The organism is Acidobacteriota bacterium (assembly GCA_016196065.1).
GTDB lineage: Bacteria > Acidobacteriota > Terriglobia > Terriglobales > Acidobacteriaceae > Acidiflorens.
Genome location: JACPYL010000027.1, coordinates 273,325 through 292,223 on the forward strand (window position 1 = coordinate 273,325; position 18,899 = coordinate 292,223).

At 57.3% G+C, this 18,899-nt stretch carries 16 protein-coding genes and 1 pseudogene; 6 read left to right on the forward strand and 11 right to left on the reverse strand.

The genetic code is table 11. The features are described from left to right. Positions 1-87: 87 nt before the first annotated feature. Positions 88-588: a hypothetical protein gene (locus HY010_22360; GenBank protein ID MBI3478481.1), complete on the forward strand. Its 501-nt coding sequence runs from the start codon at positions 88-90 to the stop codon at positions 586-588. An 83-nt stretch (positions 589-671) separates the two neighbouring features. Here HY010_22360 and HY010_22365 read toward each other — a convergent pair whose 3' ends face one another. From HY010_22365 to HY010_22375, 3 genes and pseudogenes are all read right to left on the reverse strand, one after another. Beyond that, positions 672-1,400, reverse strand: a complete 729-nt coding sequence (locus HY010_22365; GenBank protein MBI3478482.1) for a glycosyltransferase — start codon at positions 1,398-1,400, stop codon at positions 672-674. Then, positions 1,393-2,025 (reverse strand): annotated as a pseudogene (locus HY010_22370) (UDP-2,3-diacylglucosamine diphosphatase). Before HY010_22370 ends, HY010_22365 begins: the two are co-directional and overlap by 8 nt. 164 nt (positions 2,026-2,189) lie before the next feature. Further along, positions 2,190-2,465: an oxidative damage protection protein gene (locus HY010_22375; protein ID MBI3478483.1), complete on the reverse strand. Its 276-nt coding sequence runs from the start codon at positions 2,463-2,465 to the stop codon at positions 2,190-2,192. Positions 2,466-2,989: 524 nt separating this feature from the next. Here HY010_22375 and HY010_22380 point away from each other — a divergent pair. Then, positions 2,990-3,391 (forward strand): MerR family transcriptional regulator, encoded by a 402-nt coding sequence (locus HY010_22380; protein MBI3478484.1) that lies wholly within the window; start codon positions 2,990-2,992, stop codon positions 3,389-3,391. A gap of 109 nt (positions 3,392-3,500) precedes the next feature. Here HY010_22380 and HY010_22385 read toward each other — a convergent pair whose 3' ends face one another. Both HY010_22385 and HY010_22390 read right to left on the reverse strand, forming a co-directional pair. Then, a complete protein-coding gene (locus HY010_22385; GenBank protein ID MBI3478485.1) occupies positions 3,501-4,109 on the reverse strand; it encodes a DNA starvation/stationary phase protection protein in 609 nt (202 codons plus the stop codon). Between the two features lie 175 nt (positions 4,110-4,284). Next, positions 4,285-4,581: an antibiotic biosynthesis monooxygenase gene (locus HY010_22390; GenBank protein MBI3478486.1), complete on the reverse strand. Its 297-nt coding sequence runs from the start codon at positions 4,579-4,581 to the stop codon at positions 4,285-4,287. Positions 4,582-4,855: 274 nt separating this feature from the next. On the opposite strand from HY010_22390, the gene HY010_22395 reads away from it, so the two are divergent. Further along, complete coding sequence (locus HY010_22395; GenBank protein ID MBI3478487.1) at positions 4,856-6,259, forward strand: FAD/NAD(P)-binding protein; 1,404 nt, start codon at positions 4,856-4,858, stop codon at positions 6,257-6,259. Here HY010_22395 and HY010_22400 read toward each other — a convergent pair. Beyond that, positions 6,256-8,316 (reverse strand): family 20 glycosylhydrolase, encoded by a 2,061-nt coding sequence (locus HY010_22400; protein ID MBI3478488.1) that lies wholly within the window; start codon positions 8,314-8,316, stop codon positions 6,256-6,258. The genes HY010_22395 and HY010_22400 overlap by 4 nt on opposite strands. A gap of 241 nt (positions 8,317-8,557) precedes the next feature. Between HY010_22400 and pgeF the strand changes: the two genes are divergently transcribed. Further along, a complete protein-coding gene (gene pgeF, locus HY010_22405) occupies positions 8,558-9,343 on the forward strand; it encodes a peptidoglycan editing factor PgeF (protein ID MBI3478489.1) in 786 nt (261 codons plus the stop codon). Positions 9,344-9,370: 27 nt separating this feature from the next. Here pgeF and HY010_22410 read toward each other — a convergent pair whose 3' ends face one another. Beyond that, positions 9,371-10,924, reverse strand: a complete 1,554-nt coding sequence (locus HY010_22410) for a hypothetical protein (GenBank protein ID MBI3478490.1) — start codon at positions 10,922-10,924, stop codon at positions 9,371-9,373. A 276-nt stretch (positions 10,925-11,200) separates the two neighbouring features. Between HY010_22410 and HY010_22415 the strand changes: the two genes are divergently transcribed. Continuing rightward, positions 11,201-13,303: a prolyl oligopeptidase family serine peptidase gene (locus tag HY010_22415; GenBank protein ID MBI3478491.1), complete on the forward strand. Its 2,103-nt coding sequence runs from the start codon at positions 11,201-11,203 to the stop codon at positions 13,301-13,303. A gap of 44 nt (positions 13,304-13,347) precedes the next feature. On the opposite strand, the gene HY010_22420 is transcribed toward HY010_22415, so the two are convergent. From HY010_22420 to HY010_22435, 4 genes are all read right to left on the reverse strand, one after another. Then, positions 13,348-14,442, reverse strand: a complete 1,095-nt coding sequence (locus HY010_22420; protein ID MBI3478492.1) for a glycosyltransferase — start codon at positions 14,440-14,442, stop codon at positions 13,348-13,350. A 115-nt stretch (positions 14,443-14,557) separates the two neighbouring features. Further along, complete coding sequence (locus HY010_22425) at positions 14,558-15,709, reverse strand: class I SAM-dependent methyltransferase (protein ID MBI3478493.1); 1,152 nt, start codon at positions 15,707-15,709, stop codon at positions 14,558-14,560. 78 nt (positions 15,710-15,787) lie between these two features. Further along, positions 15,788-16,042, reverse strand: a complete 255-nt coding sequence (locus tag HY010_22430) for a hypothetical protein (GenBank protein MBI3478494.1) — start codon at positions 16,040-16,042, stop codon at positions 15,788-15,790. Positions 16,043-16,173: 131 nt separating this feature from the next. Further along, positions 16,174-16,665 (reverse strand): HIT domain-containing protein, encoded by a 492-nt coding sequence (locus HY010_22435; GenBank protein ID MBI3478495.1) that lies wholly within the window; start codon positions 16,663-16,665, stop codon positions 16,174-16,176. 357 nt (positions 16,666-17,022) lie between these two features. On the opposite strand from HY010_22435, the gene HY010_22440 reads away from it, so the two are divergent. Then, a complete protein-coding gene (locus HY010_22440; GenBank protein ID MBI3478496.1) occupies positions 17,023-18,849 on the forward strand; it encodes a 30S ribosomal protein S1 in 1,827 nt (608 codons plus the stop codon). The last annotated feature ends 50 nt before the right edge of the window (positions 18,850-18,899 follow it).

Here is an 18,899-nt window from a genome sequence, read left to right on the forward strand (position 1 = left end):
CGGTGGTATTGCAGACAGGCAAAACCTTTCCCGCATCGCGCATCCTACCGTGAAGTGAAATCCCTCAAATATGTAAGGAGATTTGTTGTGCGAAAACTTTCGTTAGTTCTGTTCTTTATCACGCTGATGACGGCCGGTGCCTTTGCTCAACTGCCGACCAAGGGCAACGTGTTCTTTGGCTATTCCTACAATCATGCCGAAGTGGCTTCGAATGACTCCGTGAACCTCAACGGATGGAATGCATCGCTGGAAGGCAACTTTGCGCCGTGGATCGGAATTGTCGGCGACATCGGTGGCACGTATGGACACCATGTCGGCGAGCACAACTATCTGTTTGGACCACGAGCGTCGTTGCGAGTTGGGAAATACCGTCCGTTTGCGGAGCTACTGATCGGTGCCGCGCATATCAACGTCGCCAATGGTGCTTCCACCGACACATCCTTCGCCAACGCCATCGGCGGCGGGCTTGATTACCAGGTCTGGGGACCGGTATCCGTGCGGGGACAACTGGATTGGATCCACACGCGTTTCTTCAGCGAGGGACAAAACGACGTGCGGTTCTCTACTGGAATTGCTGTGCACTTCTAAGAGTTACGTCTTTCGCAAAAGCCGTCCTTCGCGATTCGCCTTCAAAGCGACGGACGAAGGGCGCGCATTTCGCGAACGACGCCCTACGACTTCCGCTCCGCCCAGTAATGGTGATCCCGCAAAAAGTGATCTTCATTCCAGAAATTCATCGCTGTCCATAGGAACAGCCAGCCCACGCGCAGGTGGCCCATTTTCTGGAAGCGGCGGTTTGTCGTATAGGCGCCGCCGCGGACGATCTTGAACTTGCGGCGCGCCACCTGGCTGCTTAATCGATAGTCTTCTGCGAAGTGAACGCGTTCGTCGAAGCCGCCCAATTCACGAAACTTCCTGTTCGCGAACATCATGAACATGCCGGTACTGAAGGGACGATGCAGGCAGGAAAGATGTTGGAAGAAGTCATTGGCGCGGTAGAAGAGCCTGTCTGTGAGGCTGCCTTCACGGCAGAGGATGTTGGTGGTCAAGCACTCAAGATCTTTTGCCCGCGCGTCATCGAGCGCGCGGCGGATCAGCGAATCGGACGCAAGTTCGATGTCGGCATCGAGGAACAGGACATACTTCATATCGGCCAGCCTTGCGCCGTTGTTGCGGCCAACGGAGGGCATGCCGCCGGGGATTACTTCCACTTTCATTCGATCGCGAAAGCTCAGGGCAATTTCAGGAGTGCCGTCCGTGGAGTTGGCGTCAGCGACCAACACCCTCGTATTCGGCATCTGCGGATAGTCCTGCCTCGCCAGCGAATTCAGCAAAGTCGGAATCAGCTTCGCTTCGTTCTTCGCTGGAATCACGATCGTCAGTTCGCTCGATGTATTCATGGATTTGGACTCCTTGTTCGCCCACGGTCACGTAAGCCGGGTGTTCGTCGATCCAACTGCCGGAGTTGTAGTAGTCCACGCCACCCTCATGGCGGTGCAGTGCCGCATGAGTATGCCCGCAGAAAATTCGTCCTGCGTGATGATGGCGGGAGTGCGCCAGTGCTCCTGCCGCCACTTTCGGTGACAAGCGCAGCCAGCGGGTGTTCAGGCGGTCGAGAAAACGGGTCAGCACCTTGCTCTTCGAATCCCACTTTTGCAGTTGCAGGTAGAGCAGCGTGCCGAACAGATAATTGAAGCGCACATTGTTCACCACGAAGCCGTCGAACTGATGTCCGTGGACGGCGATGTGGAGAATGCCTTGATATTCCCAACGGTATTCCTGAAACACGCGTACTCCCACCAAGTGCGACATGATCTCGGTGAGGCCGTGATCGTGGTTGCCTTCAACCCAGATCACTTCCACGTTGCGTTTGGGGTTGGAGAGTTTGCGGATGTATCCGAGAAACTTCCAGTGCTCTTTTTTCAGGCGGGCAAAATTCAGGTCGGCGAAGATATCGCCGTTCAAGATCAGGCGCCGGTAGCTGGTTTGCTGCAGCAGGCGAAGCGCCTCGCGCGCCCGGCTCATGTCTGCGCCGAGGTGCAAGTCCGACAGGATCAGCGTGTCGTAGACATGCGAGCCCACGACCTCGATTATTTGCGAAAGATGTTACGAGGTGATGAATCAGAAAACGACGGGGCCGCCATGGGTAACCAGGCAGTAACCTGCCAATAATGCCCCATGGCTGGCCGCTAGTGGGTGGGTGGAACGTATTGCTCAGGCGGAGCGGCGCCCTCGCCGAAGAAGAACTGCTCCATCTGTTTCACGATCACTTCCTGATCCTGCTTGCGCGCTGGATTCAGGCGATATTCGTTGAGCAGCATCTTGCAATACTCCGTCCACTGGCTCCAGGCCTGCTGCGAGACTTGGTTGTAGATCTTCTGTCCCAGCTCGGAATCGAACGGCGGTTCAGCCAATCCGGGCAGTTCCTGTTTCAACTTCGCGCAAAGAACTTTGTGTTCTGACATGGTTTTTGAGGTCCCTGAAAAATTATCGCACACGCCACGGGGACCTGAGCCCGGAGCACGGGGTCACCCAATTCGTCGTCGACCTGCAGATTTTTGTTGACAATTGAGATACGGATGGCAATATCTTGTGGTAGGCAAGCTGCTCATACCACAAGTTGAGTAGCGCAGGCATCAAGGTGCCTTGTCGAGAACCTTGGGAGAACAAAATCGTTCAAAACGGAGGGATATACTTCATGGCAACCAAGAAGAAAGCCGCCAAGAAAAAGAAACACTAAGTGAGCAGGACGCTCGAATACAGAAGTTTCCCCAAAGCCTCTGGAGAGAAGCACCTCTCCGGAGGTTTTTTCTTGTGTGCTTCGCGATTCGCCCTCGGTACCAGGAGGCGTCTTGCGAATGGCGAAGAACGATCAGCGAACGACGAATGACGGTTCCGAACCACGAATGTACTAAAAGCAGTTGTTTCGCTGAGGGCAACCGTGCTAGAAACGCGATACAGATGTTTTCGTTGCCCCGGTGAGCAAGCGATGAGTCCCCGAACCAAGTCCGCCGCCAGAAAGATTCGGAGCACGGAAATCATTATTCCTGACAAGCTGTATTTCAGGATTGGCGAAGTCGCGCGCCTGTGCCGGCTGCAGGCCTATGTTCTGCGGTTTTGGGAGACTGAGTTTCCCCAGTTGAAGCCAGTCAAGAGCAGCACTGGTCAACGGATGTATCGCCGGCGCGATGTCGAGTCGGTGATCCGCATCAAGAAGCTGCTCTATGAAGACGGCTTTACGATTGCCGGTGCGCGCAGCCAACTGAAAGAAGAATCCAAATCCGAGCGCAATCAAAGTGCGCTCCCGTTCCCGATGCGGTCGCAAGTCAATGTGGCTCACTTGCGCCACGAGCTTCAGGAAATCCTGCAACTGCTATCCCCGCGACACTAGAAACCCGAAGTCAAAAGTGTGAGGCAGATTGCTGGGCTCGCGCATGACTGTGGCTTGGCATGAGGCGCGAGTGGACCTTCCTCATGCCAAGCGGCTCTCATGTTCCCGATCAGGCCGACTTTAATCGGGACGTTGCTTTCACCAGAGGTTCTTCGACCAGATGCTCGCTCAAGAACCAAACCTGCAACTCATTCGTCCGGAGCACATCGCTGACGACCAGATCATTGGTGCCATCGTCGCCTTCTTTTTGTGCCCGCTCTGCCAGTTCGCGGCAATAGACGATGATTTCCTGGTGCGCGTCCAGCAGTCGCGACAACTGTACGGGTACCTCTTCGCGTCCCTTGGGAGGGCGAGGGATCCGTGTCGTTTCGGCAACGTCTGCCGCCATGGCAATACTGATTCCACCCAGCAGTTGAATGCGCTCGGCAATCGTGTCGACGATTTCGTCCTGTTCCTCATAATGCTTGTCGAAAAGCAGGTGCAGCTGGTAGAAGGTTGGTCCCGAAACCTGCCAGTGCGATTTCTTGTAGAGATCGCGGAGTGTCATCGTATCGGCGAGCAGCTGATTCAACCGTTCCGTCATTTCGAGCCGGACGGGTTCTTCCAGTTGCAGGGGAATCCGGCTGGAAACCGTCCCGAACGCCTGGATTTCCGGGGCGCTCTGGTGATACAGGGGATTCGGTGAGACCTTGCGTGGGCTAAGAGATTTTTTGGCCATGAGATTCTCCTTTTGATTCAGAGTCGGCCCGGACCAACATCAGGCAGGGATGTGCGCGTGCAGGAGCTAGGCGACGCTTGCTTGGATGCGCGCCCCGCAAAAGGGATTCCTCAAAGGCAGACGAACTCCGCGATGGCGCAGGAGTCGTCATCAAGAGACGGCGGGTGTACGCGCGCTAGTCGGCAGCGCTGCGGCGAACGTTGTGCAATTCCGAGAGGAACTCGATCTTCGGCTCGCCCTTGACCCCAGCTTTCGCCATACGGGCTTTCAGTTCGTCCGATGCCAGGAACTTCCGCGCCGCTTCCAGGCTGTCCCATTCGAACAACAGAGTCAGATCGTTGAAGTTGCCGGCGCTGTGAAACACACGATAGCTGCGTTCCCCATTCTTCTGCCGCCAGTCGAGAACGGACTCGAACGACGATTTCCATGCCGGGTAGTCGGCCACTTCATGATGGATCAGCACGTTGATCATGAGGGTGGGTGCTCCTTTTGAACGTCCTCACGTTGCTCCAAACCGCCGGGAAATGCAAGGACGGGGATCACAGCCAATTTGTGACAGCTGCCATTGGTAGCCCGAGGCTTCACGCTTTTTGCGTAAAGGTGCAAGCCATTGCATCCCAAATGCGAATGGATTGGCCAGGCCCGCCATGTTCTTCACCAGAGTCAAGGATTTAGGCCGTGTTTCCCCCCTCGTCGAATGGCCCGAAGCTTGCATGGCGATAATGTCTATTGTATTACTAGGGATTATGGCAGACTTGGACGTCCTCATCATCGGCGGGGGATTCAGTGGCACGATGGTCGCGACGCATCTGCTGCGGCGCCGCCAGGGCCTTTTGATCGGCGTTCTGGAACGAAAGTCGCAGCCGGGACGCGGTCTGGCCTATAGCTCTCCGCATCGTTTTCACCTGTTGAACGTCCCGGCGGCGAAAATGAGCGCCCTCCCCGAGGATCCCGGACACTTCCTGCGCTGGGCGCAGAGCAACCATGACGCGTCCGTGCAGCCGCGGAGCTTTCTCCCCAGGAACCTGTATGGCAACTATGTTGGAAGCCTGCTTGAGCAGGCGATCGCGGACGGCAATCAGGAACATTTCCGCTGGATTCAGGACGAGGCGCTCTCGCTCCAGCGTCGACATGGCCACTGGGCAGTCCAAGGAAAAAGCGGCACGGAAATTACGGCGCGTGCCGTGGCGCTGGCACTGGGGAATTTTCCTCCCGCGGATCCGCGAATGCCGGGGCTGAATCCCGGCAGCACTCTCTATTTTCCCTTTGCCTGGGCGAGCAAGGTTCTGGAAGACTTGCCCGCCCACGGCAGCATCCTCCTGATCGGATCGGGCCTCACCAGCGTGGATCTCGTCATGGCCCTGCGCTCGAAAAAATTCAAAGGTACCGTCCACGTGCTGTCCAGGAAGGGATTATTGCCGCGCCGCTCCCGGCCGGCCGAGCCCTGGCCACTTTTCTGGGACGAGCATGCTCCCCGCACGACTCGTGGTCTTCTACGCATGGTCCGCGAACAGATCGAACTTGCAGAGGAACGGGATGTGACCTGGCGCGGAGTGATCGACAGCCTGCGTCCGGTGACCCAGAAAATCTGGCAATCGTTGCCACGCGACGAGCAGCGCCGCTTCCTGCGCCATCTTCGTTCGCACTGGGAAGTACATCGCCATCGCATTGCGCCCGAGATTGGCGACGTTCTCGCCGACATGAAAGCGGAAGGGATCGTGCACACCTATGCGGGGCGGATCATCCGCTACTCGGAGAAGGCTGGTATCGCCAAAGTGTCGTATCGGGAGCGTCAAAGCCGCCGGAAAAAAACTGTCAAAGCGAATCGCGTGGTGAATTGCACGGGCTCGGAAACCGATTGCCGCCGCATCGATGATTCCCTCATCGTCAGCCTCTTCGCCCAGGGGCTCGCCCGGCCGGACCCGCTCTTTCTGGGACTCGACACCGACAGGCACGGTGGTCTGATCGATTACAACGGTGCTGCCTCGACGACGCTACTTGCCGTGGGTCCAACCCGCAAAGGATCTTTGTGGGAGACGACCGCAGTCCCCGAAATTCGCAAGCAGGCGGCGGACGTGGCCGAGTATGTTGGCAGCACGCTCGCCAGCCACAATCTTCAGTCTCGCGACGTCCTGGGGACCGCCGTCTAGGGCTTCGAGCCTGGTGCCGCCGCCTCGATCAGCTTCTGAATCGGCGGAGCAATCATAATCAGCAAGTTTGCCCGAGGCTGCATGGAACGTTGCACTACCACCATCTGCTCGGTTCTCCACGTTTCCTCTAACCGCTGATTTTTTGCGAGCGCATCAAGCGCCTGCAACCCCGCCCCGGATAGAGCGGCCAGATCCTCCGACAGCGGCAGATCCTCGCTCAGAAGAAAAGAGCCTTCCAGGAGAGGCTTAAGGCTGGCATGGTTTTTCTGCCAACGCAGGAGCCACGACCGCATTTGCAACTCGGTGTCTTGGTCTTTGGATCCGCTCGCCAGATACGCATCGACGAACTCGGAAAAGTGGCGAGCGACAGAGCTTTCCGGCCGCGCTGCGTCGACCAAGCGGTTGAGCGGCACGCGCTTCACTGGTGGTTGCGGCCAGACCTCCGTACGGGTGTAGTCCTTGGTCGGCTCGACGGTGTCGGCGAAAATACGCAAGGCGCGAATATCTTCCCCGCCCGCGAGGCGACGCAGCATCGGGACATAGTTCGATTCGTGCGTCAGGCCTAACCATCCCAGGCGCACGCTGATTTCATCGAGGCGGCGATACATCGACTTCGGGTCGGTGACGCTTTGCGGGGACCAGAACCGCTCGGCGATCGCAGCCATGCGCGGCCAGATGCGCGAATCAATCGTTTCCGGAGTGACATACTCGGCCCACATACAGGCCTCGCCACCGAGGATTCGCTTGGCCTCTTCCGGAGTGAGGTTCACAGCTCCACCTGTTTTTGGATCGATCATCGGATCCACGGCATAGTGCCGAGCCGCGGGCCAGATCAAGTCGATGTAGTAGCCATTGGAAAGCAGCGTGCCGTGACCGTTGCGGGCTGCTTCCGCCAGCGATTCTTGTCCACGCCAGGAATGGACCACAACCGGCTTCGGCAGATTGGGATGAAGGATTTCGTCCCAACCCATCATGATCTTTCCATGTTTGGTGACGATCTTTTCCAGGCGCTCGTTGAAAAACGCCTGCAAGTCCTGGTTGTTCTTCATGCCGTGCGCGTGGATGAATGCCTGAATCTTGGGACTCGAGTCCCAAGGCTTGTTGTTGACCTCATCGCCGCCAATGTGGAAATAAGCGTCGGGGAAGAGCCCAGCCATTTCGTCGATGAACTTGTCGAGAAATTTATAAGTCTCGTCCCGAGTGGGGTCGAGCACGGTGTCGGAGTCCTGAATGCGGCCTGCCCGGTATGGGCCGGGCATGCTGGCGAGTTCCGGGTAAGCGGCAACCCAGGAACGGCTGTGTCCCGGCATATCAAATTCCGGGACGACGCGAATTCCGCGATCTCGAGCAAATCCGATGAACTCGCGAACCTCCGCCTGCGTGTAGTACTGGCCTTCGGAGCCGAGTTCCTGCAGCTTCGGGAAGCGCTTGCTCTCAACGCGGAAGCCCTCGTCGTCCGACAAATGCCAGTGCAGGACGTTAAGTTTTACGGCGGCCATGCCGTCGAGATTGCGCTTCAGGACGTCGAGCGGTATGAAGTGACGGCTGACATCGATCAACAAACCGCGCCATGCAAAGCGCGGTTGGTCCTGGATCGTCGCCACTGGCACGGCAAATCCCGTCGGCGATGGATTAACGAGTTGCAGGAAGGTCTGTAAGCCGTGCAATACGCCGAGCGCATTCGGCGCGCTCAAAGTCGCGCGCGTGGCTGCAATCTCCAACGAATAGGATTCGTCCTCAGTGAGCGACTGAACTCTCTGGCCCGCACTGTCGCAGTGGATGACGAGCGTAGCTTTGCCTGCGTCGGCAAGCTCGCGGTTCAGGGGCATCCCGGTTTGACGGCTTAACTGGTCGAGGAATCTTGGAACACCCGCGTCGAGGCGCGCATCCTTAGCGCCGGTGACGGCGACGGTGAACAGTTGGTCGATCCCCAGTTGGCCCGCGCCAGATTGCAGTTTGGCGGGAACAGGCATCAGGTTGAGAGCGGGAGTCGTCTGGGCTGCGGTGAAGGAGCTGGCAAGCAGGAATACGCTGATGAGCAAAAATATATTTCGCATAGGGTGGTGAAAAGATCGCACTAATATTGGCAGGAACAGGAGGTCGTTGTCGATGACGGAACTCACATTTGGTTGCCAGGGATGAGTCTCTGGCGAAAATGAGCGTCCGCTCACCTGGGTCCGTTTTTCAAAGTATGATCAAAAGGTGGTGACCAAAACCAAACCCAAGGCCAAACTACAGATTCTTCACTCGGAGAAGCTGTCCAAATTTCCCTGGCTCGTCCACGGTTTTTCGACGCGGATGGGCGGAGTTTCGCGCGTCTACGGCAAGAATGCTCTGAATCTGGGATTCACAAAGGATGATTCGCGCGCCGCGGTGGAACGTAACCGCGAGCTTTTTCTGAAGTCCCTGGGTGTTGCCGACGGGCGTAAGAGCTGGCCCGCGATCACGCTTCGACAGATTCATTCCGATCTGGTTCTTCCCGTTGATAGCAAGCCCGAACATGCACTCGCCGGCGACGGCCTCATCACGGACACTCCGGGCTTGTTGCTGGCGGTCCAAACTGCCGATTGCCTGCCTGTGATCCTGGTCGACCAGAAAACTCGAGCAGTCGGTGTATTTCATGCCGGTTGGCGCGGAACAGTCAAACGAATCGTTGAAAAAGGTATCGGTGAAATGCGCCGCTACTTCGGCACCTCTCCGAGAAACTTGCTGGCAGCGATCGGGCCGGGAGTGCAGGGGTGCTGTTACAAGGTCGGGGAAGAGGTCCGTCAGAAATTCGAAACCCAGTTCGAATATGCCGGCGAACTATTTCGTGAAGTGAAAGAGTCCGACCCGGTCCGTGAAAAGTATCCGCTGCTTTTCCTGACGGCTCGTGCCCCGGGACACAGTGAGCTGCCAGTCAACATTTTTCTGGACCTGGTGGAGGCCAATCGCCGCCAGTTGATCGATGCGGGAGTTCCCGCCAGGAATATTGACGCCTCTTCTCCTTGCACTGCCTGTCATAGCGAGATGTTCTTCAGTCACCGCGCCGAAAGAGGCGTTACGGGGCGACTCATGGCCGTCGCCGGAGTGCGGCCGCGCTAGCGGTCGAACGTAAAGCGTTCCACTGGTTCAGAAAAGGCCGTAAGTCACCAGCGAAGAATTGGTCCCGACGTACAGCTTCCCGTTCGCCACAACGAAATTGGCGAAGTGAGGAAGATCGGGCAGAACGTCGCGATCGTTCGCCGCGTCTTTCGACGTGTAGAGTTTCTTAAGTGTGAGCGCGTCATATGCGGTTAAGTTCTCGTGATTGAGTTGCCAGAAAACGCCGGATGTATTGCCGCTGGCTGACAGGATGGGCGAATGCTCACCGGCTGCGCGCAGTGATTCGAATAGAGGAGTCGTCCCGATCAGGCCGTTGACAATCGGGTATGCCTGGATCGGCCCCGCCACCGCCGATGAGTAGATCATGTTGTTCCAGTAAACCAAGGCGCCTGTTTCGTCCCCGACCAGCGATTGCAGGTCTTGAACGATCTGCGTGTTGCCGTTGGTGCAAGTCGAACAGAAATGGCCCATGTTGTCACGGTCGAGAACATAGACCGTGCCTTCTTTTCCGACGGCGAGTGCCAAGTGAGGGTGAGGGCCGGGCTGGTCCGGAAGGATCAAGACGGGAGCATTGAGGTCGAGATCCTTTGAGTCGAGGTAGTCCAGGTTGTAGGGAGTAAACCAGTCGGTCAATTTCAAGTTGTTCCCCATTGGCTTGAAGCGAAGGACGGACAGGCCAAAATTCTTGCCCACTGTGAAGGGGCCATCCGCGGTCTCGCCATAAATATTTCCGCTTGCGTCGGCGGAGAGGCCGCCTCCTTTTTGCCAGAATCCAGCGCCACCATTGCCTGGTTCAGTGTCAAAGGTGCCCTTGTATTGCAGGGTGGACGCATCATAAGAAATCACCCACCCCTGTTCCTGTCCGCCACGGCAGCCGTTCGAGCCGAAGGCGATGTGGACGCGCCCGTCCTGGAGCATCAATGCTGGACGGTTCACCTGCATGGCGTCCGCGAAAACATACTTCTGACCGTCGCTCAGGAAGCTCGCACTAATTTTCACGGGACTGCGGGGTTTTTCCTGTCCCGTCGCTACATCGAGCGCATGCAGACGGTGTGCCTGGACATTGTTCTCGAGAGTTTTTGCCACCACAAAGAGCGTGCCGGTCGCCGGATCAAGCACTGGAGTGGAAAGCACTCCAACCTCTTTCCAACGTGTCGTCCCGCCGCAGCGCTGCAACTTAACCGGGATGGGAGTTACGCCCTTGGAGAGAAAACTGGTATGCCATAGTGGCGCTGCGTTGTTGCCGGTTGCGCTGTCGGCGTCAAATGCGTAGACGCTGTCGTGCATGGTCGCCACGTAAACGACATTATGCGTTCCGCTGCCCGGGATCGCGACGTTGGGCAGATACAGTGCCTGGCCGATAATCGCGCCGTCCACGGTTTGGCTGAATAGTTTACCGAAGGAGTTCTGGTTCACATTCGCGGGAGTCAGCTTTGTCTCACTGGTGTTGGCGCCAGTTCGCGCGTTGTCGTAATGCCATGTGGTCACCGCGGATTGCGGAAACGCCAAAACCGTTTGCAGAAGCAGCGCCATGAAAATGATGGCCACGCGTGAACCGACTGCAAATGAGCGAAACGACATACACACTCCTGGGTGAAAATTACGCAGTTCTAAATCTGGCAACGCCCTATGGGTCTTATTTCAGAGACTAAGTGAGGCAAACAGGCCGCTGGACGGGAGCTCTTGGTGAGGATAATAGTGGGCAAAAAGCGTGCCGGTCAAACGCGAAAGGGCATACATACAGGGCCTTCTTGTCGCCCACGATGGGGGCGGGCGGCGATTTTCAAGGGGCGAACACGAGGAAATCCGGCTTGTGTCCGGTTGTCAGGCGGCCATGTTTTCAAGTAGGCTGCGCGCATGGAAAATAGGAAGGTCGCGACCGTTGTATTGTTCCTGTGCGCGCTGGCGATCGGCATTCAATCGGTGTTGTGTTGTGCGCAAGCTGCTGCACAGGGATTCTCACTGCAGCAGGTGATGAGTTCGCCGTTTCCCACCAACCTTGTCGGAGCGTCGCAGTCCGCGCGCATCGCCTGGATCTTCAGCGCTAAGGGTGAGCACAACGTCTGGATTGCTGATGCTCCAAACTTCGAAGCGCGGCAAGTTACGCATTACGCGGGCGATGACGGCTTACCGCTGGCAGCATTGAAACTCACGCCCGACGGCCACACGGTTGTCTATGCGCGGGGAACCGAAGCAAACGGCGCGGGCGAAATTGCCGACCCGACCAGCGGAGTAGAAAAACGCACACAACAAGTTTGGGCTGCTGACGCCGACAAGGGCGAGCCGCGCCTGTTGGGTGAGATGGGTTGCGACGAAGAGGGGTGCGAGGACATCCAGATTTCGCCCAGCGGCGAGTATGCACTCTGGTCAGCGAAGAAGCAGGTCTGGATCGCTCCTGTCTCCGGGAAAGAAAAAGCCAAAGCGCTCACTTACGTGCGCGGCAATAACGCGCAGCCTAAGTGGTCGCCGGACGGTAAGAAGATCGCATTTGTAAGCGATCGCGGCGACCACAGCTTTATTGCAATCTACGAATTCGGGAAGAACGAACTTCGCTACGTATCGCCCAGTGCTGATCGCGATCAGTCTCCGCGCTGGTCGCCCGACGGCAGCCAGATCGCGTTTATCCGTCTGGTCGGCCGGCAGATGAAGCAGCCATTTATTCCTCTGACTCCGCAGCCATGGTCGATCTGGGTGTATGATGTCGCGAAAGATTCTGCGCGCGAAGTCTGGAAGAGCGGTGGCGCACTCGACGACTCTCTCCCCGGACTGACTGCGGATGCATCGTTTCACTTTGCAGCAGGGAATCGAATCGTCTTTGCCTCCGAGCAGGATGGCTGGAATCACCTTTACTCGGTACCCACCACGGGCGGACCGGCAGCGCTCCTCACGCCCGGCAAGTTTGAGACCGAAGACGTCGCGCTAACGTCGGGGCGCAACTTTGTTCTCTACTCTTCAAATCAGGATGACGATGATCGACGTCATCTTTGGAGAGTCAGCGTCGAAGGTGGAACGCCAGTTGCCGTGGCGCACGGTGAAACGATGGAGTGGGCGCCTCTTGAAGTGGGCGGCAAAGTCGTCTGCATCGGATCTACTGCAACTTCGCCTGCCATGCCGTACGCGATCACAGCGCAAGGCCGCGACATGATTGCGAAGAGCGCGCTACCTGCGGACTTCCCGGCAACGCAACTCGTCACGCCCAAGCAAGTAATTTTCAAAGCGGCAGACGGATGGGAGATCCACGGGCAGCTATTTCAGCCGAAAGAAAGTGGGCGCAGGCCGGCGTTGATTTTCATTCACGGCGGATCCATCCGGCAGATGATGCTGGGCTTCCACTACATGGACTACTACCACAACGCCTATGCGATGAATCAATACCTGGCGAGCCGTGGTTATGTCGTCCTCGCGGTCAACTATCGCACTGGAATCATGTATGGCCGCCCCTTCCGCGAACCGGCAGACGGCGGTCCTCGCGGTGGGGCGGAATACAAGGACATTGTCGCGGCAGGGCATTACCTCCAAAGCTTGCCCAACGTCGATCCGAAAAAAATCGGATTGTGGGGCGGATCGTATGGCGGTTATCTGACTGCCATGGGCCTGGCGCACAATTCCGAACTATTTGCCGCAGGCGTCGACGCGCACGGCGTGCATGACTGGGCGGCGTTCACGGAAAGTTTTCCCAAGGATGCTCCCGATCGCGAAGCGGCTTTGCAACTGGCGTTTCAGTCATCTCCCAATGCGGCGATCTCGACGTGGAAGTCTCCCGTACTGCTCATTCACGGCGATGATGACCGCAACGTCGAGTTCTCGCAGACGGTGGATCTTCTTCAGAAGCTGCGAGCGCAGAACGTGCACGTGGAGGAACTGATCTATCCGGATGAGATTCATGATTTTCTGCTTTGGAAAAATTGGATCAAAGCGTACTCAGCGACCGAAGAGTTCTTTGGGAGACAGCTTCGATAGCGGATTTACGTCGGGGAGCACGGGGGTAGATCTCACTCGGTCGTTTACTGAGTGAGCCAATCTGCCATGCAGGCGACGTTGTCTTCGCGAAGATTGCGATCTGCTGAGGGGCCCTTGCCTTGGATCGAGTCGCGGTTCTTGATCGCGTAGATCATCTTGGCGCACATGTCGTCCGCGTCCTGCTCCCCATAGGTAATCACTCCTTCGGGCCGGCGGCCGTTTTCGCTCGCGACCACGGGTACTCCCAGCGCCAAGGCTTCCAGAACGGAAGCCGCGACGCCATCGCAGGCAGGCGAGCGCAAACACGCCGAGCAGCGCGTCATCAATGTAAGGAACTCGTCGTGCGAGAGATTGCCGAGCAAGAGGAGAGAGCGGCGCTCCTCTTCGGTCCAGCTTGCTGCGTAGGCACGTGCCGCCGGTAGTTCTCCTTCGGTGAAGCCCAGCCAGAGGAAACCAGCCCCCGGGTATGTTTCCCGGAATTGCTTCATCCCTTCGCGCACTACATCGAGGTAGTATTCCGGACGAAATGCGAGGTAAGAAAAAAAGACAGGCGCATGCGCAGATAGGAATTCCTCGATCGCAGCCGATGGACCAGCCGGTGTGAATTGCGCATATTGCGGGGAGAACGTTGCGATCGCCGAAACCTTTTCCGGACTAATCCCGTAGTCCACGATCGCCTGCTTGATTTCGACGCTGTCGCAGGCGATCTTGCCGGCAGTCTGAAATAACAATCGGAACGCGTGGTAAAGCTTCCACGAATCATGGCGAGGGAAGTGATCTTGCGGGATACCTCCGTGGTAAGTCAGTGAGGCAGGCCGAAACGCGAGGCGGCCGACAAGGGTAGCGAGCAGTGCCAGTGTGTATCCCTTCTTGGATTTACCATTCACGTGGACGTTCACGTGATAACCGCGCAGCGTGAAGCGAACGACCTTGGCGAAATAATCCAACCCGCCCTGGACATCGATATAGGCCGAGCTCTTCACCTTGCGGTTCTCGTTGATCTTAAGCACGTCGCAAACTTGCCCGCGGCGGCGCAATTCCGCCGTCACCAGGTAGGTCTGGATGGCCCATCCGCACATGGGAGGCGGATAGTTCCCAACCAGGAGAACTTTGCTTGCCCTGCCATTTCTTACCGCCATTGCTATTCCAATGCTCCAGTCCGCCATCAGAGTGTAGCGAAGTACAAAGCGGGGCGACGGGGACGATTCTTCGGAACCCTCCTTCGAGCTAACCGTTGACTCTAATCTGACTCCTTCAGCCCGCGAAAGCTTCGGACTGAACGTGTGGGATCCCAACTTTCTCCGGACGAGCAACGGACTGTTCGGTACTTTCCGCCGGGCTCTTGTCCGCATAAATCCACAGATGCCATCCCCAGCGCGAAGCCAGCCAGTTTTCAATCGACTTGGGAAGAAGTTTTCCGATTCCCGGCAGATAATTCGGATTCCAGAACATCACCTCGGTTCGCACATTCTTGAATTGCCAGAACATGTCGCTGCCCGATTCTCTTGAGAACACTTGAGACAAAGGGTTGTCGGGTCCGTCGGTGTTCCGGTTCAGCATGTTCTGCATGTCGAGGTAGGCGTCGGGGTCCTGCTTGACCAGTTCCGCATGTCGCCGAAGTTCCTCTTCCGGTTCATGCCACATCTTGCGAGAGATCTTGATACCCAACTCGCTCCTCAACAGCAGAGCGCGAAGGCGGCGCACGATCCGCAAGTTGACCTGGTAGTTAAACGAGTTCTCGTAGTACAGCATGATCACCGCTCGTCCGCCGGGCGCCAGCACACGGTGCACTTCGCGGATTGTCTTCGGGGTATCCGGAGTGTGATGCAGGACGCCGTGGGAGTAGACCACGTCAAAGGAACCGTCCGCGAAGGGAAGGTTTTCAGCGTCTCCCTGGGTAAAACAGCCCTTCAGTCCGTTCAGCTGAAAGCGCCGCTGGGTGATACTCACCGCAGCATTGGTCAGGTCGACGGCTGTGTAACTTGCTCCCGCGCGCGCGAAGCGCTCCGCCTCGCTCCCGCAGCCGCAACCGATCTCGAGGACGCGCTTGTCGTGCGCTTTCTCGAAGCCAGCCGCCTCGTGCAGACGCGGATGAACCTGGTAGCGATGTTGATCGAGGGTCTGGTAAAACTCAGGCGTTCCTTGCTTTTCGTCGGTGAACCACGAATCGCAAGGAGACTTCTGCCAGAAACTCTGCACTTGTGTCTTGAGTGGAGAGAGCATTCCCGTCGCTGCTTGCACCGGTTCAGGTTGATAGCGCGGAAGCGCTGGATTCTTGTTACTCGTTACAGGATTCGACGGGCTGAACGAATCCTTCCGGGCCGAAGATACTCTCTTGCGAGCAAGCCTTCTCGGTTGCACGAAGGGCGCAACACTCGCATGGTTCTGTAATGCAAGCCTCTCCATATGATCTCTCCATAGAAATAAAAGACGAGGTTGATACCGGATAACTAGTACGGAGCCGTCTTTGTTTATTCAGGAGAGCTAGCAGAGCAAGACACAAACCAGATCGAGCAGGTTGGAGCGGACCATCGGTCGCAAGCTTTCAGGTGCGAGCCTGACGCTGATGCGGGGCACGATGTGCAACGGCACGACAGACACAGTGATGCTCGCCGCTTTTACGGCGTGCCGCTGTTGCAAAACGCCATTTACGTCATCGGAAGGGTCTGGAGTGATGAGTATGCTTGCGACCGAGACCACGATGACGATAGCTAGGCCGACTTTGGCTAGCCTCATCATATTGGCCGCGTTTTTAGCATTGCCGGAAGGGGCTGTCAACCGTCTTTCTTGACTTGCAGCGAGTTATTTCTCGTTAACAACTGCGACTCATGGATTTCCGAGACTCTTACCAAGGTGAGCCAAGGTCCGTGTCAGGATTCGAGGTTAGTCCGGAGCGCAGCTCTGATCCGCTCCCAGGTGACTTCCAGGTCTTCGGGCAGCACTCTCGTTTCGCTGATCACGCTGAGGAAACTGGCATCGGCCAGCCAGCGGGGCAGGATGTGCATGTGGATGTGTCCTGCGACGCCCGCGCCAGCCGCCTTTCCCAGGTTCATCCCCAGATTGATCCCGTCGGGCCGATAGAGTTCGCGCAGAACCACTTCCATGCGCTGCGTCAACATCATCATCTCCTGCGAGGCGTCGGAGGGAAGTCCGTGGAGGCTGTCGAGGTGAGCGTACGGCACGATCATCACGTGGCCATTGGTGTAGGGGAAGGTATTCAGGATGACGAAGCAGTGCGCGCCGCGATGAACGATGCGCGCTTTCTCATCCGTCTCTTGAGAGGCAATACAAAAAATGCAGCCTGAGGCGGAAGAGGCGCCGGTGACGTAGGCGTAACGCCACGGAGTCCAAAGGTAGTCCATGCGGGCAGCGTAGCAGAAGCCACATGCAACAGGTAACGGTTACTGAAATCGATTCCGAGAATGTAAAGGAACGGTAAATTTCATGGCCAGAGTGCTCTGAACCCGGTTTCGCGTTTGACACTGTTCGGAGACGGTTGCTATAGTCCAAGAGTCCCCTTTGGACGCGGGTTCGAAGCGACGTTCCGGCAAGCTGGGATTGTCATTAGGGTTGTCCGCCAGGGCAGCCTCAACACAACCAAAGACCACGCCAGCAGTCCGCTACACACCGTCCCGCATCCGTCGCACACCGAAGTGTGCGGCTCGCCAGAGAGGCTTACGACTTTGTTTGATGACAGCACAGCCCGCAACCTTGAACCCATGACAAACGCTACCGAAACTATGACCAGCGGCCCGGCCGTAGAGGAACATCCGGAGTCCGTACAACCCGAAACCGCGTCTCAACCCGCAGCAGCGCCGCATGCCGACTCCACCGATCCGCAGGCTTCTGCCTCCGATGACGGAGCCGCCAGCGACGATTTCGCTACTGCGCTTGAAAACTTCACGACCGAATCCGAGGAAGCGGCCGGTGAAGACAATGTGATCCACGGTACCGTGGTGAAGCTTACTGCGACCCACGTCGTGGTCGACATTGGCACTAAGAACGAAGGCATGGTGCCGATCGCGGAAGTCATGGATCACGAGGGCAAGCCCAAGTTCCAGCCCGGCGATGCCATCGATGTGATGCGGGAAAAAGGGATGACGGACGAGGGTTACGTCAACCTCTCTCACCAGAAGGCTGCGCGTTTGCGCGCCTGGGATGACATCGAGAAGGCGTTCAACGAAAAGAAGCCCATCAAGGGCATCGTCGTCGATCGCATCAAGGGCGGCCTGACGGTCGATATCGAAGGCGCGCAGGCGTTTCTTCCGGGCTCGCAGGTGGATCTGCGTCCGGTACGCAATCTGGACGGCATGAAGGGCCAGACCATCGAAGTCGCGGTCATCAAGCTGAACAAGAAACGCGGCAACATCGTGGTTTCGCGTAAACAGCTGCTGGAAGAAGAACAGACCGAAAAGCGCGGCGCGACGCTCGAGCACCTGGAAGAAGGCGCGATCCTGACCGGAGTCGTCAAAAATCTCACCGAGTACGGCGCATTCGTCGACATGGGTGGGATCGACGGCCTGCTGCACATCACCGATATGTCCTGGGGACGCCTCACGCATCCTCGCGACCTGGTGAACGTCGGTGACCAGATTCAGGTCAAGGTTCTTAAGTACGACAAGGACAAGCAACGCGTCTCGCTGGGCTTCAAGCAACTGACGCCCGATCCGTGGCTCGATGCCGAGCATCGTTATCCGGTGGGCGCGCACGTTGCCGGACGCGTGATCAGCGTCACCGACTACGGTGCGTTCGTCGAATTGGAGCAGGGCATCGAAGGCCTGGTCCACGTCAGCGAAATGACATGGTCCAAGCGGATGAAGCATCCGTCGAAGCTGGTCAACGTCGGCGATCAGGTCGAGTGCGTGGTACTGAGTGTGAATCCGACTGAACGCCGTATCTCGCTGGGCATGCGCCAACTGGCGTCGAATCCTTGGGACACGTTGCACGATAAGTATCCCGTTGGGATGACGGTCGAAGGCAAGGTTCGCAACCTGACTGAGTTCGGCGCGTTCATCGAGATCGAAGATGGCATCGACGGTTTGGTCCACGTCAGCAACCTGAGCTGGACCAAGCGTGTGAAGCATCCTTCGGAAGTTTTGAAGAAGGGTGACAAGGTCAAGGCCATCGTTCTCGCGATCGAACCGGATAAGCGCCGCCTGTCGTTGGGCGTGAAGCAGCTTCAGCCCGACGTTTGGGACAGCTTCTTCGCGCAGCATCGCGTGGGCGACATTGTCCACGGCAAAGTGCTGCGGGTGGCGAACTTCGGCGCATTCGTGGAGATCGCGGATGGCGTCGAAGGCCTCTGCCACAACTCGGAAGCGGTTGACGACAAGGGCCAGCCGGTCGCGCTCGAGCCGAATGCTGAGTTCGACTTCAAGATCATCAAGATGAATCAGGAAGAGAAAAAAGTCGGCCTGAGCATCAAGGCGGTTGGCGAGGAAGCTTCTCGCCAGGAAGTGGAGTCCTACAAGCACCCGGCATCTTCCACCAGTTCGACGATTGGCGAGCTGATTAACTGGAAGCGGGCGGGCGGGGACAACAACTAACTTCTTCTCCGCGGATCGACGCGGATTTTCGCGGAGAACAAACGAACAAG